At 70.9% G+C, this 17,044-nt stretch carries 21 protein-coding genes and 1 tRNA gene; 13 read left to right on the top strand and 9 right to left on the bottom strand.

The window, feature by feature from the left end; translation table 11 throughout:
* Positions 1-42 precede the first annotated feature (42 nt).
* The 4 genes from MWU75_RS13260 to MWU75_RS13245 all read left to right on the top strand — a co-directional run bounded on the left by MWU75_RS13260 (position 43) and on the right by MWU75_RS13245 (position 5,831).
* Positions 43-804 (top strand): alpha/beta hydrolase, encoded by a 762-nt coding sequence (locus MWU75_RS13260; RefSeq protein WP_247091492.1) that lies wholly within the window; start codon positions 43-45, stop codon positions 802-804.
* Positions 801-1,841, top strand: coding sequence for an ArsA-related P-loop ATPase (locus MWU75_RS13255; RefSeq protein WP_247091489.1), 1,041 nt, complete (start codon positions 801-803; stop codon positions 1,839-1,841). Before MWU75_RS13260 ends, MWU75_RS13255 begins: the two co-directional genes overlap by 4 nt.
* Complete coding sequence (locus MWU75_RS13250) at positions 1,838-2,968, top strand: ArsA-related P-loop ATPase (RefSeq protein ID WP_247091487.1); 1,131 nt, start codon at positions 1,838-1,840, stop codon at positions 2,966-2,968. The genes MWU75_RS13255 and MWU75_RS13250 overlap by 4 nt, the downstream gene beginning before the upstream one ends.
* A gap of 259 nt (positions 2,969-3,227) precedes the next feature.
* Entirely contained in the window at positions 3,228-5,831 is a 2,604-nt protein-coding gene (locus tag MWU75_RS13245) for a penicillin-binding protein (RefSeq protein ID WP_247091485.1), read from the top strand.
* Between the two features lie 21 nt (positions 5,832-5,852).
* Here MWU75_RS13245 and MWU75_RS13240 read toward each other — a convergent pair whose 3' ends face one another.
* Positions 5,853-6,317 (bottom strand): GatB/YqeY domain-containing protein, encoded by a 465-nt coding sequence (locus MWU75_RS13240; protein ID WP_247091483.1) that lies wholly within the window; start codon positions 6,315-6,317, stop codon positions 5,853-5,855.
* Positions 6,318-6,393: 76 nt separating this feature from the next.
* Here MWU75_RS13240 and MWU75_RS13235 point away from each other — a divergent pair, with 76 nt between their 5' ends.
* From MWU75_RS13235 to MWU75_RS13200, 8 genes are all read left to right on the top strand, one after another.
* The gene (locus MWU75_RS13235) at positions 6,394-7,302 is read left to right on the top strand and encodes a metallophosphoesterase (RefSeq protein ID WP_247091481.1); all 909 of its coding nucleotides are present in this window, start codon (positions 6,394-6,396) and stop codon (positions 7,300-7,302) included.
* Positions 7,303-7,371: 69 nt separating this feature from the next.
* Positions 7,372-7,448, top strand: a tRNA-Pro gene (locus tag MWU75_RS13230).
* 212 nt (positions 7,449-7,660) lie between these two features.
* Entirely contained in the window at positions 7,661-7,879 is a 219-nt protein-coding gene (locus MWU75_RS13225) for a hypothetical protein (RefSeq protein ID WP_247091478.1), read from the top strand.
* Positions 7,869-8,111 (top strand): YlcI/YnfO family protein, encoded by a 243-nt coding sequence (locus tag MWU75_RS13220; protein ID WP_247091476.1) that lies wholly within the window; start codon positions 7,869-7,871, stop codon positions 8,109-8,111. Before MWU75_RS13225 ends, MWU75_RS13220 begins: the two co-directional genes overlap by 11 nt.
* Positions 8,112-8,360: 249 nt before the next feature.
* Complete coding sequence (locus tag MWU75_RS13215; RefSeq protein ID WP_247091466.1) at positions 8,361-8,750, top strand: hypothetical protein; 390 nt, start codon at positions 8,361-8,363, stop codon at positions 8,748-8,750.
* Between the two features lie 136 nt (positions 8,751-8,886).
* Complete coding sequence (locus MWU75_RS13210) at positions 8,887-9,072, top strand: ribbon-helix-helix domain-containing protein (protein ID WP_247091464.1); 186 nt, start codon at positions 8,887-8,889, stop codon at positions 9,070-9,072.
* 72 nt (positions 9,073-9,144) lie between these two features.
* On the top strand, positions 9,145-9,375 hold the full coding sequence (locus MWU75_RS13205; RefSeq protein ID WP_247091461.1) for a hypothetical protein: 231 nt from the start codon (positions 9,145-9,147) through the stop codon (positions 9,373-9,375).
* 11 nt (positions 9,376-9,386) lie between these two features.
* Positions 9,387-9,590 carry a DUF1214 domain-containing protein gene (locus MWU75_RS13200; RefSeq protein ID WP_247091459.1) on the top strand — a complete coding sequence of 68 codons (204 nt, stop codon included), beginning with the start codon at positions 9,387-9,389 and terminating at the stop codon, positions 9,588-9,590.
* A 284-nt stretch (positions 9,591-9,874) separates the two neighbouring features.
* Here the strand turns inward: MWU75_RS13200 and MWU75_RS13195 are convergent, their stop codons facing one another.
* The 8 genes from MWU75_RS13195 to MWU75_RS13160 form a co-directional block, all read right to left on the bottom strand.
* Positions 9,875-10,414 (bottom strand): pyridoxamine 5'-phosphate oxidase family protein, encoded by a 540-nt coding sequence (locus MWU75_RS13195; protein WP_247091457.1) that lies wholly within the window; start codon positions 10,412-10,414, stop codon positions 9,875-9,877.
* Positions 10,415-10,593: 179 nt separating this feature from the next.
* Positions 10,594-11,610, bottom strand: a complete 1,017-nt coding sequence (locus MWU75_RS13190; RefSeq protein ID WP_247091455.1) for an NAD(P)H-binding protein — start codon at positions 11,608-11,610, stop codon at positions 10,594-10,596.
* Between the two features lie 3 nt (positions 11,611-11,613).
* The gene (locus MWU75_RS13185; RefSeq protein ID WP_247091453.1) at positions 11,614-12,333 is read right to left on the bottom strand and encodes a CPBP family intramembrane glutamic endopeptidase; all 720 of its coding nucleotides are present in this window, start codon (positions 12,331-12,333) and stop codon (positions 11,614-11,616) included.
* 22 nt (positions 12,334-12,355) lie between these two features.
* Positions 12,356-13,150: a tryptophan-rich sensory protein gene (locus MWU75_RS13180; RefSeq protein WP_247091451.1), complete on the bottom strand. Its 795-nt coding sequence runs from the start codon at positions 13,148-13,150 to the stop codon at positions 12,356-12,358.
* Complete coding sequence (locus MWU75_RS13175) at positions 13,147-13,761, bottom strand: anti-sigma factor (protein ID WP_247091448.1); 615 nt, start codon at positions 13,759-13,761, stop codon at positions 13,147-13,149. The genes MWU75_RS13180 and MWU75_RS13175 overlap by 4 nt, the downstream gene beginning before the upstream one ends.
* Positions 13,758-14,306 carry a sigma-70 family RNA polymerase sigma factor gene (locus tag MWU75_RS13170; RefSeq protein ID WP_247091446.1) on the bottom strand — a complete coding sequence of 183 codons (549 nt, stop codon included), beginning with the start codon at positions 14,304-14,306 and terminating at the stop codon, positions 13,758-13,760. The genes MWU75_RS13175 and MWU75_RS13170 overlap by 4 nt, the downstream gene beginning before the upstream one ends.
* The gene (locus tag MWU75_RS13165; RefSeq protein WP_247091443.1) at positions 14,299-14,979 is read right to left on the bottom strand and encodes a class F sortase; all 681 of its coding nucleotides are present in this window, start codon (positions 14,977-14,979) and stop codon (positions 14,299-14,301) included. The genes MWU75_RS13170 and MWU75_RS13165 overlap by 8 nt, the downstream gene beginning before the upstream one ends.
* 59 nt (positions 14,980-15,038) lie before the next feature.
* On the bottom strand, positions 15,039-15,845 hold the full coding sequence (locus tag MWU75_RS13160; protein WP_348647768.1) for a DUF4397 domain-containing protein: 807 nt from the start codon (positions 15,843-15,845) through the stop codon (positions 15,039-15,041).
* Between the two features lie 225 nt (positions 15,846-16,070).
* On the opposite strand from MWU75_RS13160, the gene MWU75_RS13155 reads away from it, so the two are divergent.
* The gene (locus tag MWU75_RS13155; RefSeq protein ID WP_247091441.1) at positions 16,071-16,988 is read left to right on the top strand and encodes a MerR family transcriptional regulator; all 918 of its coding nucleotides are present in this window, start codon (positions 16,071-16,073) and stop codon (positions 16,986-16,988) included.
* Positions 16,989-17,044: the final 56 nt, after the last annotated feature.

Here is a 17,044-nt window from a genome sequence, read left to right as displayed (position 1 = left end):
GTTGCGTCTGCGCAGGGCGGCCGGTCGGGGCAGACTGTCTGTGTGTCCCGTGACGTCCTGAGCCGCCCGGCGCGCGACCCCGACCGCACCGTCTCCCTCGGGCCGGCGCCGCACCAGGAGTATGACGTGTGGCTGGCTCCCGGGGCCGAGGTCACCGTGGTGCTGGTGCACGGCGGCTTCTGGCGGGCCGCGTGGGACCGGAGCCACCTGCGGGCGACCGCCGAGGCGCTGGCCGGGCAGGGGTATGCCGTGGGGCTGCCGGAGTACCGCCGCTCCGGGATGCCCGGGGGCACCTGGCCCGGACCGGGGGAGGATCTCGCGGCCGCGCTGGAGGCCATCCGCGACGACCCCGGGCTGCCCTCGCCCACCGTGCTCGTCGGGCACTCGGCGGGCGGTCACCTGGCCGTATGGCTGCTGCACCGTCCGGAGGCGGCCGGGGTGCTCGGGGCGGTGAGCCTCGCCGGTTGCCTCGACCTGCGGATGGTGGGTCGGCTCGACCTGGACGACGGTGCGGCGGACGCCCTGATGGGCGGCGGCGCCTGGCGGCAGGCGGATTTCCTGGGGGCCGACCCGGTGGACCTCGGTCCTGCCCCCGTGCCGGTGCACCTCGTGCACGGTCGTGCCGACGAGCAGGTGCCGCTCGCGGTGTCGGAGTCCTGGATGGCGCGGTGCGGCACCGCGGGGCGGGACACGCTCACCGTGCTCGAGGACGCCGACCACTTCGACGTGATCGACCCGGCGTCCGAGGCCTGGCCCACGGTCCTGCAGCGCGTGGCCGAGCTCGCGGGGACGGCGGGGCCATGACCTGGCACGGCACCGACGGGACCCCCCGGCTGCACATCGTCACCGGCAAGGGCGGCACCGGCAAGACCACCGTCGCGGCCGCGCTGGCCGCCGCGCTGGCCGGCGAGGGCCGCCGGGTGCTGCTGGTCGAGACCGAGGAGCGACAGGGCATCAGCCAGGTGCTGGACGTCCCGCCGCTGGGCACCGAGGAGACGGAGGTCGCCACCGGACTGGACGGCGGCTCCGTGTGGGGTCTGTCGATCGAGGCCGGGGCGGCGCTGGTGGAGTACCTCCGGCTGTTCTATCGCCTCGGCATGGCCGGTGACCTGCTGCAGAAGATGGGGGCCATCGAGTTCGCAACCACGATCGCGCCCGGCGTCCGGGACGTGCTGATCGGCGGGAAGATCTATGAGTCGGTCCGCCGCACGGCCTCCGGCCGGTCACCCTCCGGCCGGTCACCCTCTGCCCGGCGGACACGCGACCGCGATGCCCCGCCGGCCTACGACGCGGTCGTGCTGGACGCTCCCCCGACCGGCCGCGTGGGCCGCTTCCTGGACGTGACCGGGCAGCTGGCCGACCTGGCCAAGGTCGGGCCGATCCGCAACCAGGCCGACGCGATCCACGGCCTGCTGCACTCCGGGACCACCGTCGTGCACGTCGTCACCCTGCTGGAGCAGCTGCCGGTGCAGGAGACCCTCGACGCGGTGCGCGACCTCGGCGCCGACGGCCTGCGGATCGGCGCCATCGTCGTCAACCAGGCCCGGGACGACACCGTCCGCTCCACCGTCGACGTCATCGCGACACAGGAGCCGGACCCGGCACGGCTGGCCGAGCAGCTGGAGTCGGTGGCGATCCGCACCACGCCGGCCATGATCGACGGCCTGGTGCAGACCGCGGCCGAGGCCGTGCAGCGCCGCGACCTGGAGCTCTCGCTCGAGGAGGCTGTCGCCGGGGCCGGGCGGCCGGTCCTGACCCTGCCGCACCTGCCCGAGGGGATCGGCCCGGACGCCGTGTGGCGCCTGGCGTCGGAGCTGACCGACCAAGGGGTGCAGCCGTGAGCGACCTTGACCTGGGCGCGCTGCTGGAGGACCCCGAGACCTCGGTCGTGGTCTGCTGCGGCGCCGGGGGCGTGGGCAAGACGACGACCGCCGCCGCCCTGGCGCTGCACGCGGCCGAGCGCGGACGCCGGGTGGTCGTGCTGACCATCGACCCGGCACGCCGTCTCGCCCAGGCGCTCGGGCTCACCGAGCTGGACAACACACCGCGACCGGTCGTCGGGGTGGACCTGGCGGCCGGTGGCTCGCTGGACGCGATGATGCTGGACATGAAGCGCACCTTCGACGAGGTGGTGCTCACCCACGCCGACCCGGAGACCGCCCAGCAGATCCTGGACAACTCGATCTACCAGGCGCTGTCGTCCTCCTTCGCCGGCACCCAGGAGTACATGGCGATGGAGCGGCTCGGCCAGCTCCGCAGCCAGGCCGACGCCGAGGGGACCTGGGACCTCATCATCGTGGACACCCCACCGTCCCGGTCCGCGCTGGACTTCCTCGACGCACCCACCCGCCTCGGCTCGTTCCTGGACGGTCGCTTCATCCGGCTGATCAGCGCGCCGGCCCGGGCGGGCGGGCGGATCGGTGCCCGGGCGCTCGGCGTCGGGATGTCCGTGGCGGCGGCGACCATCGGCAAGCTCCTCGGCAAGCAGTTCATGCTCGACGTCAGCACCTTCGTCGCCGCCATGGACACGGTGTTCGGCGGGTTCCGGGCGCGGGCCGACGAGACCTACGCCCTGCTGCAGGCCCCCGGCACCCGCTTCGTGGTGGTGGCCGCACCCGAGCGGGACGCCCTGCGTGAGGCGGGCTACTTCGTGCAGCGCCTGGCCAGGGACCGGATGCCCCTGGCTGGGCTGGTCCTCAACCGCGTGGCGATCTCAAGGGCCCGGATCTCCGCGGACCGGGCCCGCGACGCAGCCGAGGCGCTCGAGGAAGCCGGCGACCGGCACACTGCCGCGGTCCTGCGGGTGCACGCCGACCACGCCGAGGTCGCGGCCCGGCACCGGCGGCTGATCCGCGACACCACCGCCGCCTACCCGCGGCTGGCCAGCGTGCAGGTGCCCCTGGCCGGTGCCGACATCGCGGACCTGCCGGCCCTGCGCGAGGTCGGGCGCGCCCTCACCACGCCCTGACCCCGTCGCCGGGTCGGTGGTCGCCTGCACACCGCCACACCACCCGCCGACCCGTAGGCTCATCGACCACTTCGAGCGCCCACGTGTTCCTCGGGCCGACTGCAACCAGCCCGAAGAACCGTTCGGGGCTCGAAGACGCAGTGGTGGGGTGTCGCGGTCCCGCCAAGGTGCGGGAGGTGGGCGCCAGGGGTGCGGTAGGTGGGGTGGGGTCGTCCTCAGACCACGGTTTTCTCAGGGTCGGCCGGTACTCTTGGTGCCCATGCGTGCCACCTCCCTTGCCCGAGTGACGTCCCTGCTGGGGGCGTTCCTGGCGATCTCGGTGCTCATGGGCCTGATCGGCGCGGGGCTCCTCCTGCCCGTCATCGGCGCCGGTGGCACCGCTGCCCGTGAGGGGGTCGGCCTGTTTGAGGAGCTCCCGGGCGACCTGGAGCAGAGGCCGCTGGCCCAGCAGTCCCGCATCCTGGCCGCCAACGGCAACCTGATCTCCACCCCTGCCCAGGAGAACCGCATCCTCGTGGGGCTGGATCAGATCTCGCCGTTCATGAAGAACGCGCAGGTCGCGATCGAGGACGAGCGCTTCTACGACCACGGGGGCCTGGACCTGCGCGCGCTCTCCCGTGCCCTGGTCAGTAACGCCACCTCGGACTCCACGCAGGGTGGCTCCACCCTCACCCAGCAGTACGTCAAGATGCTGCTGGAGGACGAGGCGCTCCGTAAGGAGGACGCGGAGGCCCTCAGGAGCCTGCGCGCCCGGAGCGGCATCGAGGGTTACGTCCGCAAACTGCGCGAGCTGAAGTATGCCGTGACCCTGGAGCAGCGGCTGAGCAAGGACGAGATCCTGGAGGGGTACCTGAACCTGGCCTACTACGGCGACCGCGCCTATGGCGTGGAGGCCGCGGCCCGTCACTACTTCGGGGTGAGCGCCGCCGAGCTCAACCTGCCCGAGGCCGCGACCCTGGCCGGCATCGTGCGGGCACCCAGCGCCACCGACCCGATCAACTCCCCGGAGAACGCCCTGGCCCGCCGCAACGTGGTGCTGGACAAGATGCACCAGCAGGGGATGATCACCGAAAGCGAGTGGCAGAAGGCCCGCAACTCCGAGATCGAGCTTGACGTCCGGGAGAACCAGCGCTCGTGCATGAAGTCGCGCTACCCCTACTTCTGTGACTACGTGACCGAGTGGCTGCTGCAGCACGAGGCCCTCGGCGCCACCCGCGAGGAGCGGCTCACCAAGCTGACCACCGGCGGGCTCACCATCACCACCACCCTGGTGCCTGACATGTCCAACCTCATCGCGGAGAAGACGGCGGAGTACGCCCCGCCGGGCAACGAGTACAAGCTCGCCTCGGCCGCCGCCATGGTCGAGCCCGGGACCGGCAAGGTGCTGGCGTTCGGCCAGAGCTCGGAGTACAACATCCAGGAGTCCCGCGACCGGTTCAGCCAGACCGCGGTGAACTGGAGCGTCGACAACCGCTACGGCGGCAGCACCGGCTTCCAGATCGGCTCCGTCGCCAAGGCCTTCACCCTCATCACCGCGCTGGAGACCGGTGTCCCGATCGAGGCCCAGCTCAGCATCCGGGACGCCGTCCAGGTCGACAGGAACAACAACTGGGCCAACCCCGAAGTCCCGGGATCGCACCCGGAGGGCGACACGCAGCCGGCGGTGATCTTCGAGCGCGAGGACTTCCAGGACGGCTGCTCGATCGGCACGGACGAGTGGGCCGTACGCAACGCCGAGGGCGCCAACCACGAGTCGGTGATGAGCCTGCGCAAGGCGACCATGTCCTCGGTCAACACCGCGTTCGCGACCCTCGCCTCGCAGGTCGGCACGTGCAACATCCGCGACACGATGACCAAGGTCGGGCTGCACGCCGCCAGCGGTGAGCCCTACGGCTCCGGCCCCGCCAGCGTGGCGCCGACCTTCGTGCTCGGCGCCGACAACGCCAGCCCGCTGACCGTCGCCGCGTCCTACGCCACGATCGCCGCCGGCGGAATGTACTGCCCGCCCGTCCCGGTCACCAAGATCGTCGACGCCGACGGCAAGGAGATCCCGCTGAACCTGCCCGGGTGCGAGCAGGTCATCGACCCCGACGTCGCCGCAGGCACCGCCGAGCTGATGCAGGAGGTCGTCAGCCTTCGGGGCTCCGGCTTCCGCGCCGTGCTCGCGGGCGACCGTCCGGCCGGCGGCAAGACCGGCACCGCGGACGAGAGCAAGCACACCTGGTTCGCCGGCTACACCCCGCAGCTGTCGACTGTGGTGTGGATCGGCAGCCCCGGCGCCAAGTACGAGGGCGACCTGAAGGACTTCACCCTCGGTGACCACTACATCGACGGCTGGTTCTACGGCTCCAAGCTGTCGGCGATCCTCTGGAAGGACCTGATGGACACCGCGCTCGAGGACGAGCCGGTCATGGACTTCGACCCGCCGTCCAACGAGATCCTGTACGGCGAGGAGCGTCCGGTGCCCGACGTCCGCGGCCTGCAGATCGAGGACGCGATCCGGACCCTCGGGGAGTCCGGGTTCATCGTCGAGCAGTACACCCGGAGCTCGCCGCAAGCTGAGGGGACGGTCCTCTACACCACGCCCTCGTCCGGGACGATGATGCTGGCCGGCAAGACGGTCTACGTCTACATCTCGGGCGGCTACATCCCTCCGCCTCCGCCGCCACCGGTGACGCAGCCCGACCCGCCGTCGTCACGGCCGGATCCCCAGCCCGAGCCGGAACCTGAGCCTGAGCCTGAGCCTGAGCCTGAGCCGACTCCGGAGCCGCCGATCGGCCAGCCCGGTCCTCCGGACGATGGCCCCCGCGAACCCCCGGGCACGGACCCGCCCGGCAACGACCCGCCCGGTGAGGAGGACTGAGCGCGCGAGCGGCCCGCGGCGTCAGGCGCCGAGTGCCCGCCTCACCGCGGCGGCGATCCGGCCACCCTCGGCCCGGCCGGCGACCCGCGGCTGCAGCACCTTCATGACCTGGCCCATCTGCGCCATACTGCTTGCGCCGACCTCGGCGACCGCGGCCACCGCCAGCTCGTCCAGCGCTGCGTCGTCGAGCTGCTCGGGCAGATAGCCCTGGAGCACCGCGAGCTCGGCCTCCTCCTGGTCGGCCAGCTCCTGACGGCCCGCCCCGGCATAGGCCTCCGCGGCCTCGCGGCGCTTCTTGGCCTCCTTGGCGAGCACCTTGAGGACGTCCTCGTCCGTGAGGACCCGTGCGTGCGTGCCGGCGACCTCCTCGTTGGAGACGGCGGTCAGTGCCATGCGCAGCGTCGCCGAGCGCACCTTGTCCTGCGCGCGCATCGCGTCGTGCAGGTCGTGCTGGAGGGTGTCCTTGAGTGCGGTCTGCTCGGTCATGAGGCCAAGTCTCTCACCGCCGCGCGGCGGGAGGGCTCGGATTTGCGATGATCGACCGGTGAACCCTGTATGGCGTGTGGCAGCCGGTCTGGCCGGTCTCGGCACGGGTGTGCTGGCCTGGAGCACCCTCGTGGAGCCCAGGGCCTTCGTCCTGCGCGAGTTCGAGGTCCCCGTGCTGCCCAGTGGCGCGGCGCCGCTGCGGGTGCTCCACCTGAGCGACCTGCACCTGGTGCCGGGACAGCGCGCCAAGCAGGAATGGGTGCGGTCCCTGGCCGCGCTGCGCCCCGACCTTGTGGTCACCACCGGCGACAACCTGGCCCACCAGGACGCGGTCCCCGCGGTGCTGGACTGCTACGAGGGGCTGCTGGACCTGCCCGGGGTGTTCGTCCTGGGCAGCAACGACTACTTCCCCCCGTCGCCGAAGAACCCGTTGCGCTACTTCAACGACAGCCACACCAAGGGCGCCGAGCGCACGGCGGAACGACTGCCCACCCGGGACCTCGTGGACGGGTTCACGGGGGCAGGGTGGCTCGACCTGACCAACTCGCGCCAGAGCCTTGAAGTGAACGGGGTCCGTCTGGAGTTCGCCGGCGTCGACGACCCGCACCTGGGCTACGACCGTTATGACGAGGTCGCGGGGCCACCCGCCCCGGACACGGACCTCCTCATCGGGGTGACCCATGCGCCCTACCAGCGGGTGCTGGACGCCATGACCTCCGACGGCGCCCGGCTGCTGCTGGCCGGCCACACCCATGGTGGGCAGGTCTGCGTGCCGTTCTACGGGGCCCTGGTCACCAACTGCGACCTGGACACGGGTCGGGTCAAGGGCCTGTCCCGGTGGTGGCCGGGTGCCGGGTCGACGCCGTCGTCTGCGGCACCCCAGAGCGCCGCCTGGCTGGAGGTGTCCGCGGGACTGGGTGCCTCGCCATACTCACCCTTCCGCCTCGCCTGCCGTCCGGAGGCGACGCTGCTCACCCTCGTGTGAGAGCGATTCGTTGCAGCGTCCGATCCTGGGTTAACATTGCCGACGCTGCGTGCCGCACGGCACGAGCCACGGGGTGTGGCGCAGCTTGGTAGCGCGCTTCGTTCGGGACGAAGAGGTCGCAGGTTCAAATCCTGTCACCCCGACCATCTGAAAACCGGCTCTGACCTGCGGAAACGCAGTTGGAGCCGGTTTCGTTTGTCCCTCTGAACCGGCACGGGCACGCGGCATGTGCGTGCGTAGTCGTATGTAATACACTTGGCGTATGAGCGAACCCTTCGACCTGTAAGCGCTCGATGACATCGAGCCCTTCGAGATCGACAAGCAAGCCGCTCATTTGTTCAAGCATCCCCACCTGGGGATGGACGACGTGATCGATGCGTGGAGCAGCGACCCGCTGTTCTACCCGGCCAGGCCGCCTGCTCACTGGCTGATGCTCGCGGAAGTCAGTGGGCGAGTACTGATCGTGCCGCTGGCTCCATCTCGATCGGGCGATCCGAGCAAGTACCGACCGATCGGCTGCTACGAGGCGTCTTCGGGCCTCGCCGCTACGTACGGGAGGGACCGTGATGAGCACTGACGACAGCCGACCGATGACGCCGGAGCAGGAGTACGAGTTCTACGCCGACCCGCGCAACCAGGAGCCACAGGGACCTCCGCGTCGCCGCAAGCGTCCACTGAGCACACCCGTGCCGGTGCGCTTCCCACCGGACCTGCTCGAGGAAGTGAAGCGCGCCGCAGAAGCTGACGACCGTTCAGTCTCGGCCTGGATCCGCCGAGCCGTCGAGCACGAGCTGTCTCGCCCCGTCTGACTCCCCGAGCCCAGCACGCGGCGCGGCATGAGGGTGTGTGGGTCGGCCCCGCTCACGATCAGGGGGAGCCGTTGGGGATCTCGAGCGGGTCCAGTGAGGCCCGCACGTGCATACACCCCGGCGCGGTTCGCCCCAGCGGGTAGAAGCGCGGATCTCCCAGGGGGGGTGAGGGTGGAGTTCGCAACATCCCCATGCGGAGAGATGCAGCAATAGGTATCTCTTGACCGGCACGGCAGATAGGTTCCGCACATGGACGACTTCGCCTTGCAGCAGGCCTGCATCGACGCCTACCTGTCAGGGGCCGACGCCCGGCACGAGAACCTCGCCTACGGCGCCGTCCTGATGCTCGGCGGCATGGCCGACAACGGCGGCCTGGTCGGCGGCATCGGCGAGCTGCACATCACTGATTCCCCGCGTGTCATCGCCGATGGCGTTGCGGGGCTGCGTCGCTTCGTCCTGACCGACGTCGCAGACTTGGTGGAACGTGCCGCGGCCGAGTACCGCCGCATGCGCCCCACCGGTGAGGAGGAGATCAGCGCCGAGGATGAGGCACTGTGGGAAAAACTCGACGAGGAATGGTTCCGCCTCACCGAGAACGGCAGGATCGATGCGATCGCCGTGACGCTGCAACAGCCCTAGATCAGCACCAAGGCCGCCACGGTCGGCTTCCATCAGCCCATGGCAGCGGAACGTCAGAGCACGTCCCGGGGATGGCCGACAGACGTTCGCCGATAAGCCACTAGAGCACCCGACGCGGCAGTTGAGGGTTTCGGTGTTGGCCGTCCGGCCCGTGGAAGCTCTGCGCAAGCGCGGGCGTAAGCCCAAGGGTGACGGCCCCGCACGAGTGGTGCCGGTCCGACTCGACGACACCCTCCTGGAGGCCCTCGACGCCCAGGCGGAGCGTGAGCATTCCTCTCGCTCTGATGTGATCCGGGCTGCGATCCGCGCCTACGTCGCGTGAAGGTCAACCCCTCCGCGCTCAAACACGGCACCAACGAGGAAGACATCCTGTACGCCGCTGGGCGCCCCGCATATGCTGCAGGTCTTCCACGGAATCGGGCTCAGCGTGGCGCGCGGCTTCGAGGGGGAGATGCTGGATGGCGCGACCAGGCGCGGGTTGGCCCGAGCGATTCCCATGGCGGAGCAGATCATCGATCACGCGTACTTCGGCGCGGCCACCACCGTCGACGGCTGGCGCTACACGTTCGCCACCGGACGCGCCGGCCAGGACCTTGCCGCACGGCCGCGTTCGCCACGTATCTGATCGGCGCGAACGTGCCCGAGCAACTCGTGTACCCCAATACGGCCGTCGACCGAGAAGGTGAACCGCTCAGCGGCGAGCATCGTTACGAGCTCCGCTTCGAGGCCGGGGAGACACCACCGGTCTCGGTGCTCTGGAACCTGAGCATGTACGAACCCGGGATGGCCTTCATCGAGAACGACTTCGGCCGCTACTCGATCGGCAGCACAACCGACTGAATCACAACCGCAGCACACGGGTCCCTCACGATCCAGATCCAGCATCAGCGTCCCGACGACGCCTCCAACTGGCTTCCCGCCTGCGACAGGACCGTTCAATCTCACCATGCGTATGTACGGCTCCAGATCGCCGTCCTCAACGGCAGCTACCGGCTCCCGCCGATCACCAGAACCAGCTGAAGGGGCGTTGCAGGTCGCCGAGGACTCGAAGGAGAAGAGCCGTGCTGTCCTCGGACGGGATCAGGCTTCGGGTGCGCAGGCCGGCCCGCACATGGCTGGCCTGATCAGGGCAGGTCGACGACGGTCGACGAGGGCTCGCCCTCCGCGCGCCCGGTCAGCGCCCTGAGGGTGCTGACGGCGGTGCCCACGAAAGAACTTCCGCCCCAGTAGTGTGCGGTGTCGCCGGTGACGCGCAGGACGACGTTGTCCGGGTTCTGCGGGCCTCCCTCCATGAAGACCTCCGCACCCTTGGACCACAGCCGTTCCACGAGCGCCCGATCCTCGACGAGAGTCGCCACGCCGGCCAGCGACACCCATGCCTTCTTAGAGGAGTACGCGACGTTGACCCGAGGGTCGACCTGAACGTCGCTGGCCACCGGGCTGCTCCGGCGCACGAGGAAGAGCACGTCACCGTCCTCCTCCGCGACCTGGGTCGACAGCGGTCGACTGGTCAGTCGTCCGTCGGGCGAGCTGGAGTCGACGGTCGTCACCATCGCGACGTCCATGCCGGAGATCAGGTCGTGGACCTGCGCGACGTCCTGCGGGTCGTCGCTCACCCGCACCGTGTCGGCGGGGTTCGTGTCGTGGGACTCGTGCTGGGTCATCGTGCACCTCTTTCACGGACGGTGATCTGCGGACCGGTGGAGCCCGTGCGTGCCGAATCCGGGTGCGGGACTCCTCGGTCGAACCTAGACGCTAGGCCCGCCGCGCGCTGCTCGAACGTGAGGCCCGCACGAGGCCACCCGACGTGAAGGACGGGTCCCGGCTCGCAGCCTGTGCCGGGTCAAGGTGCCGCACGGCCGCTCCGGGTCCGCGCCGCCGTCCACGCCCCCACCACCAGCAGCCCCACCCCGAGGAATGCCGTGGCGAACCCGACCGCGTGACGTGGGTCGGGTTGAACGTTGCGCATCGCGCGGCGCACCGCCTCTCGGTAGGACGTGCTCCCGCCCGGAGGGCTGCCGACCAGCTCCTCAAGGTCGTGCTCTCGGCACACCACCTCGTGCACGAGGGATCCGACGAGCGGCCTGGCCACCCCGGCCTTGACCGGGGTCACCAACCCCACCCAGTGGCTGGCCAGCCACGGTGTCATCACGGGGAGCATGACGATGAGACGACGGCGCTGACCGGTCTCCTCGGCGAAGACCTGCATCATCTGCGCGTAGCTCAGCACGTCCGGGCCGCCGATGTCGAAGGTGCGGTTCACCTCCGCCGGCAGCCGGGCGGCGGCCACCAGCCAGTGCAGCACGTCATCGATCCCCACCGGTTGGACGCGGTTCCTGAGCCACTTGGGGGCGATCATGACGGGCAGCCTGGTCGTGAGATAGCGCAGCATCTCGAAGCTGGCCGACCCGCGGCCGATCACGGTCGCCGCCTGCAGCACCGCGGTCGGCACACCGCTGTCGAGCAGGATTCCACCGACCTCTACCCGGGAAGCCAGGTGGGTGGACAGCTCCTGATCGTCCGGGTGCAGCCCGGACAGGTAGACGATCCGTGTCACGCCCTCCTGGCTGGCGGCGCGACCGAAGCCTCCCGCGAGTTCCCGGTCGCGCCGGACGAAGTCGCCGCCGTCCATCGAGTGGATGAGGTAGTACGCGACGTCGACGCCCCGCAGGGCGGATCTCAGGTCGTCCTCGACGGCGGCGTCCCCCCGCAGCACGTCGACCCGGTCGGCCCACGGGGCCTCGAGCGAGCCGGAGCGGGTGAGGACGCGCACGGCATACTCCTCCTCGAGCAGCTGAGGGACGAGCAGACCGCCGACGTAGCCGGTCGCTCCCGTGACGAGTGCGGTGCGTGGGTCCATGGGTCACCTCAGGACGTTCAGGAGGGGCGGGAGGAGCAGGAGCATGCCGACCGACCACGTGACGTGCGTGATCGCCGGGCCGAGAATTCCGCCGGTGACCCGCCGCTGCAGCCCGCAGACGAGACCGAGGCAGGCCGCGGCGAGGATCAGGAGCGGGATGCCGGTGACGACCGTCGTCAAGGTGTACGCGACGGTCGTCACGGCGACGGCCCACCGTTCGGGGACGGCTGCGTAGAGGGCTCCGCGGAAGAAGAGCTCCTCCGCGACGCCGGTGACGGCCGTCAGGACGAGCACGAGCAGCAGAGAGCCGTGTTGCGCGTGGTCGAGCAAGTCGTCGACGGGCCCGCGCAGGGAGGGCATCCGCGCCACGAGGAGCGCCCCGGCCAGGAAGATCCCGAGCAGCAGGGCACTGAGCGCGAGCGACTGAACAACCGGGCGGGAGTATGCCGTGCCCGTCCGGGTGTGTGCGTGGCCGAGGTGGAGGGGTCCGGCGAGGAGGGCACCGAGCAGCCAGGTGGCGGCCAGTGCCGCGGTGCCTGCGTAGAAGAGAGGGTCGCCAGGGCGCAGCTGCAGCGTCCACCAGAGCACCGGCGCCCCGACGATGAGCGTCGCGGCCGAGACGGTCCGGCGACGTGGGGCCTGCACCGGGTCCCGCCGTGGGCCCGGCACCGGGGTCACGAGGGCGGCCCGCAGGAAGTCGCGCAGCTCGCTCAGCGGGGTCACTTCGGCATCGGGGGGCGCGGCCTCACGCGTGGGACACCCGTTGACGGACGGCCAGGAGTCCCCAGGCGGCCACGACGAGCAGGGCCGTCGCGCCGGCGGCATAGCCGACGACCTCGTTGGTCGGATCACCATCGAGGCGGCCGGCGGTGATCCAGCCGGTGCCCCAGACCACGGCAGCGCCCAGGGCTGTCTGCAGGACGCGGTCGGTGGTGCGGGTGAACAGGAAGGCCACCAGGCCGACGACCATGAGGAGCACACCGACCGTGGTGGCCGTCGAGAGCGTGCCCTCCGCCGGCACCCCGAGGTCGACCAGCCAGAGGGCCACGTTGGCGCACGTCGCGACACAGATCCACCCCAGATAGAGGCCGAAGGTCACCGAGACGAGGACCCGCGGCCACCACCCCTCGTCCGGAAGGTCGGCGGTGCGACGCAGGATGACGCCCAGGGAGGCTGCGATCCCGGCGATCACCAGCACCGAGACCAGCACCCAGCCGGCGAAGACCACCAGGAGCCATATGCCGTTCAGCGCGAGGGAGGCGGCGGCCGGCAGCCGGGTCCGTGCGGCCCACGCCGAGTCGTCGTTGCCGGGGAGCCACTGCCACAGGACATAACCGGCGAGAAAGACGTAGATCACCGACCAGATCGAGAACGCCGGGCCGGCCGGGGCGATGAGTGTGGCGGTATCGGAGAAGAGACCCTCGCCCTGCTCCGCGACTCCTCCGTCGCTGCCGACCAAGCCGGTGCCGATGAGGGTCCCCACGACCCAGATGACTGCGGAGAGGGTGACGACCACCTGGTCGCTGCGCAGGCTGTTCATCCGATCTCCCCTCTCACGAGGCTGTCCCCACCGTGCTCCGGGTCACCGTCCAGGTGCTCTCGTGAGATGTCTACCACGGCGAACTCGGCGACGTCGAGGCCAGCGGGCAGCACGAAGTCACCGGTGTCTCCCCGCAGCACCCCCACGGTGACCATGCCCGAGGCATCGGGGCGCAGCAGCCACACCTCGAGGTAACCGTCCCCGGCATCAAGACGCTCAGCGAGATCGATCCGCAGGTGCTGCTGGCCCGCGACCTCCACAATCTCGGCGCGGCCCTGGGTGCCCCCCTCGGTCAGGGCAGCCAGCTCGCCGGCCACGAGCGGGTTGACCACCGGGTCCTGGTCGATCAGCTCGGTCACGGCCCAGCTGATCACCGCACCGACAGCGGCCGCCGCCAGCAACGGTCCTGCCCCCCTGGTCCTGCGCCGCCGGACGGGCGACTGGCGTGAGTCGTCGGGAAGCGACAACGGGCCTGGCAGCGAGCGGACGATCGCGTCCCACACACGGGGAGGCGGGGTGTGCTCGATGATCCCGCCGCGCGCCAGCACCTCTGCCACCCGTCCGCCGGTGCCGCGTGGCGGCGGCGTCGTGGGGTGGTCGTCGTTGTTCATGGGGCACCTCCCAGTCGGGTGCGGAGACGGGCCAGCGTCCGGGTCGTGTGGGTCTTGACGGTGCCGAGCGGCAGGTCAAGCAGCTCGGCGATCTCCTTCTGGGTCTTGTCGTGCACGTAGGCCAGCAGGAGGATCTGCCGGGGCGGGTCACCGATCCGCTCCAGCTCCTCATAGACGCTCAGGAGGTCGTCGCGGTCGACATCCTCCCAGCGCCCCTCTGGCACGTCCTGGTCGTCCGCAACCGGCACCTGGGCGCTGCGCCGACGCACCCGCAGGGTGTCGGCGACCACGCGGCGGGTGATCCCGACCAGCCAGGCGCCCAGCGGCCCGTGGTCCGGGCTGTAGGTCTCGCGGGCCCGCCAGGCCGAGAGGAAGACCTGCTGTGTCACGTCCTCCGCCTCGACCGGTCCCACCGCCTTGCGCGCCAGACCGTGCACCAGCGGACCCCAGCGCTGGTAGGCGTGGTCGAGAGCACCGTCCTCGTCGTTGGCCCAGTCCAGGCCGATCGCTGCGTCCGTGGCGGGTGGAGAGCTCGTCCTAGACACCCTCTGTGGCCTCCGTTGGTCCCACCGGGACCGCACTGATGACGAGGTTGTCGGTGTAGCTGCTCGCGCCCGGTGACCAGTCACCCGAGCAGGTGACCAGGCGCAGGACCGGGTCACCGTCCCGGCGGAACAGCTCGTCGACCGGAAGGTCGCGCTTGGCCACCTGCTCGCCGCCCACGACGCGGTATGCCGTGCTGCTCCCGTCGGCGAGTTCGACCCGGACCACGTCACCCTCGGCGACACCGGTAAGTGCCAGGAAGGCTCCCGGCCCGGACCGTGTGTCGACGTGCGCGGCGATGACTACGGAGCCGTCATCGCCGGGCCTCGGACCGTGGCGGTACCACCCGGCCCGGTCCCCGTCATCTGGGATCTCCATCTGCCCGTCGGTGGCGACGCCGACTGCTTCCAGCTCGACGTCGAGCTCGACCGCAGGCACCCTCAGGCGGACGGGCTCACGCCCCTCCGCCACGGGCGCGAGTGCAGCCGGGGCGCGGGCGGGTCGGGGCAGGCTGCGGGCGAGGTGCGGTGCGTCTGGGCTGGACGGCATACCGGTGGCCGAGGGCGACGGGAGTCCGAGCGAGAGCGGGGAGGACCCGAACGCGTCAACCTCTGGGACGGGCTCGTCGAGCAGGCCACGCGCCGCCCACCCGGCCAGGACGAGACTGACCAGCATCACGACGAGCGCGAGGGCTCGGGTCGGACCGCGACGGGGGGCGGGGTGGCGCGCCAAGGTCAGTCCCGGGCGGTGGCGCGGATGACCTGGCGACCGGTGACGACGGCACCGGCAACCCCCGCGAGAGCCAGCACCAGCAGGGCACCGGTGTCGGCGAGACCGCCCTGCCCGGACGGCACACCATCCGGCGGGGTGTGCAGGCCCTCGATCACCTGGACCGCGAGGTCCAGGGTCCCCTCTTCCGCGGAGCCCCAGGCATACACGATCGTGTTCGTGCCCTCGGCGAGGTTGACGTCGGCCGGGCCCAGCACGACGTCCTCGGTGCCGGCGAGGACGACGTCGGCCGTCACGGTGCCTGCGGGCAGGTCCAGGACCTGCTCGTCGGGGTTGGTCAGGCCCTCGACGACGGCGCTGCCACCGGCACGGACGTCGACCGCGGGGGCCGCCGCGGCGTGGCGAACGGTCAGGCGGGCCTCACCGGCGCTCGTGCGGGTCACGTCATTGACGAACGCGCCCAGCGTCGGTGTCCCGTCCTCGGAGAGGTGGGCGGCGAGGGTCAGGTTGGCGCCGCCGGGCACCTCCAGGTCCTCGGCGGAGAGCGCGGGCTCGGCGGTCTCGGGATCGTCACCATCCGCGTAGATCTCGATGTCGTAGCGGCCGGCAGCCAGCATCATCGGTTCGGTGAGCGTGCCCGGCGCGAAGTCCGGGATGGCCTCCTCACCGTTGACGTACACGTCGACCGTCAGGCCGGGCACACCGTGCAGGACGGAGACAGCAGACTCGTGGTCATCGGCTGCGGCGGGCACGGCGAACGCTGCGCCGGTGACGCCGGCCAGCACGACGGCGGTGGTGGTCTTGAGCATCATGGGTTTCTCCTCGTGTCCGGGACGGAACGACTCCGTCTCATCCACTACTACGGGCCGGACAGCCTCGACGGATTCAAAGTTCGCAAAATCTTTGTCTATAGTTTGTCATATGCAGGACGACATGGCTGGGCCGCAAGGCACCCCGGTCGACAGACCGGGATCCCCACACGTCGTCCAGGGTTTGTCTAGAGACCGTTAGGCTTCCTCCTCGAAGGAGGTGGACAGATGCGATACACCGTGAAGCAGGTCAGCGCGATGACCGGGGTCGCCCCCGACACGCTCCGCGCCTGGGAGCGACGCTACGGAGTCGTCACCCCCGCGCGCAGCGAGTCGCGGTACCGCCTCTACGACGACCACGACCTGGACCGACTGCGGACGATGGCCCGGCTCGTGGCCGCAGGCGCCCCCGCCTCGCTGGCCGCCCAGCAGGTGATCGCCGAGCTGCCCGAGGATGCGACGCCGGCCGAGCCGTCCCCCCCGAGGGCAGAGTCCGGCGCGCCGATCGCCCCTGCCGGCCCGACGCCTGCCGTCGACGCCCTGGTGGCACCAGCCCAGCACCTGGACCGCGGACAGGTCGACCGCGTCCTGGACCAGGCCCTTGCCGCCGGCTCGTTCGAGTCGGTCGCCGAGCACTGGCTGCTGCCGGCACTGCACGGCCTCGGTGAGGCCTGGGCGGATGGCCGGGTCGACGTCGCAGGTGAGCACTTCGTCAGCGCAGCCGTCCAGGGCCGACTCGCCCGCGCCTTCGATGCGGCGGGCACGGCGCTCGGCGGCCCGGTTGCCCTCGTCGGCCTTCCCCCCGGGTCCCTGCATGAGCTGGGTGCGCACACCTTCGCGGTCTGCCTGCGCCGGCTCGGGGTCGACGTCCGCTGGTTGGGCAGCGACGTCCCGCTCGACAGCTGGGTCCACGCGGTGCGCCGACTCGTCCCTGACGCAGCCGTGCTGTCGGTCCCGACCGGGGCGGACACGGCCGCGGCGGCCGCCGTCACCGCTCGGCTCCGTCAGGTGGACGCCAAGCTCCTCGTCTTCGTCGGAGGTCAGGGCGCCGCGGCGGGGGAGGACTTTCCTCGGGCCACGACCCTGCCCGAGTCGGTGGTGGCGGCGGCGTGGGAGGTCGCCGGGCGGCTGCGCGCTCAGACCTGACGATCCAGGGGCGCGCACCAACCAGCTGAGCGGCAGCGGATGCATGCCTCGTCGAG

Source organism: Ornithinimicrobium sp. F0845 (assembly GCF_023015765.1).
Classification (GTDB): domain Bacteria; phylum Actinomycetota; class Actinomycetes; order Actinomycetales; family Dermatophilaceae; genus Ornithinicoccus.
The sequence above is the reverse complement of the archived record's forward strand: the minus strand, read 5'-3'. Positions and strand labels throughout refer to the sequence as shown.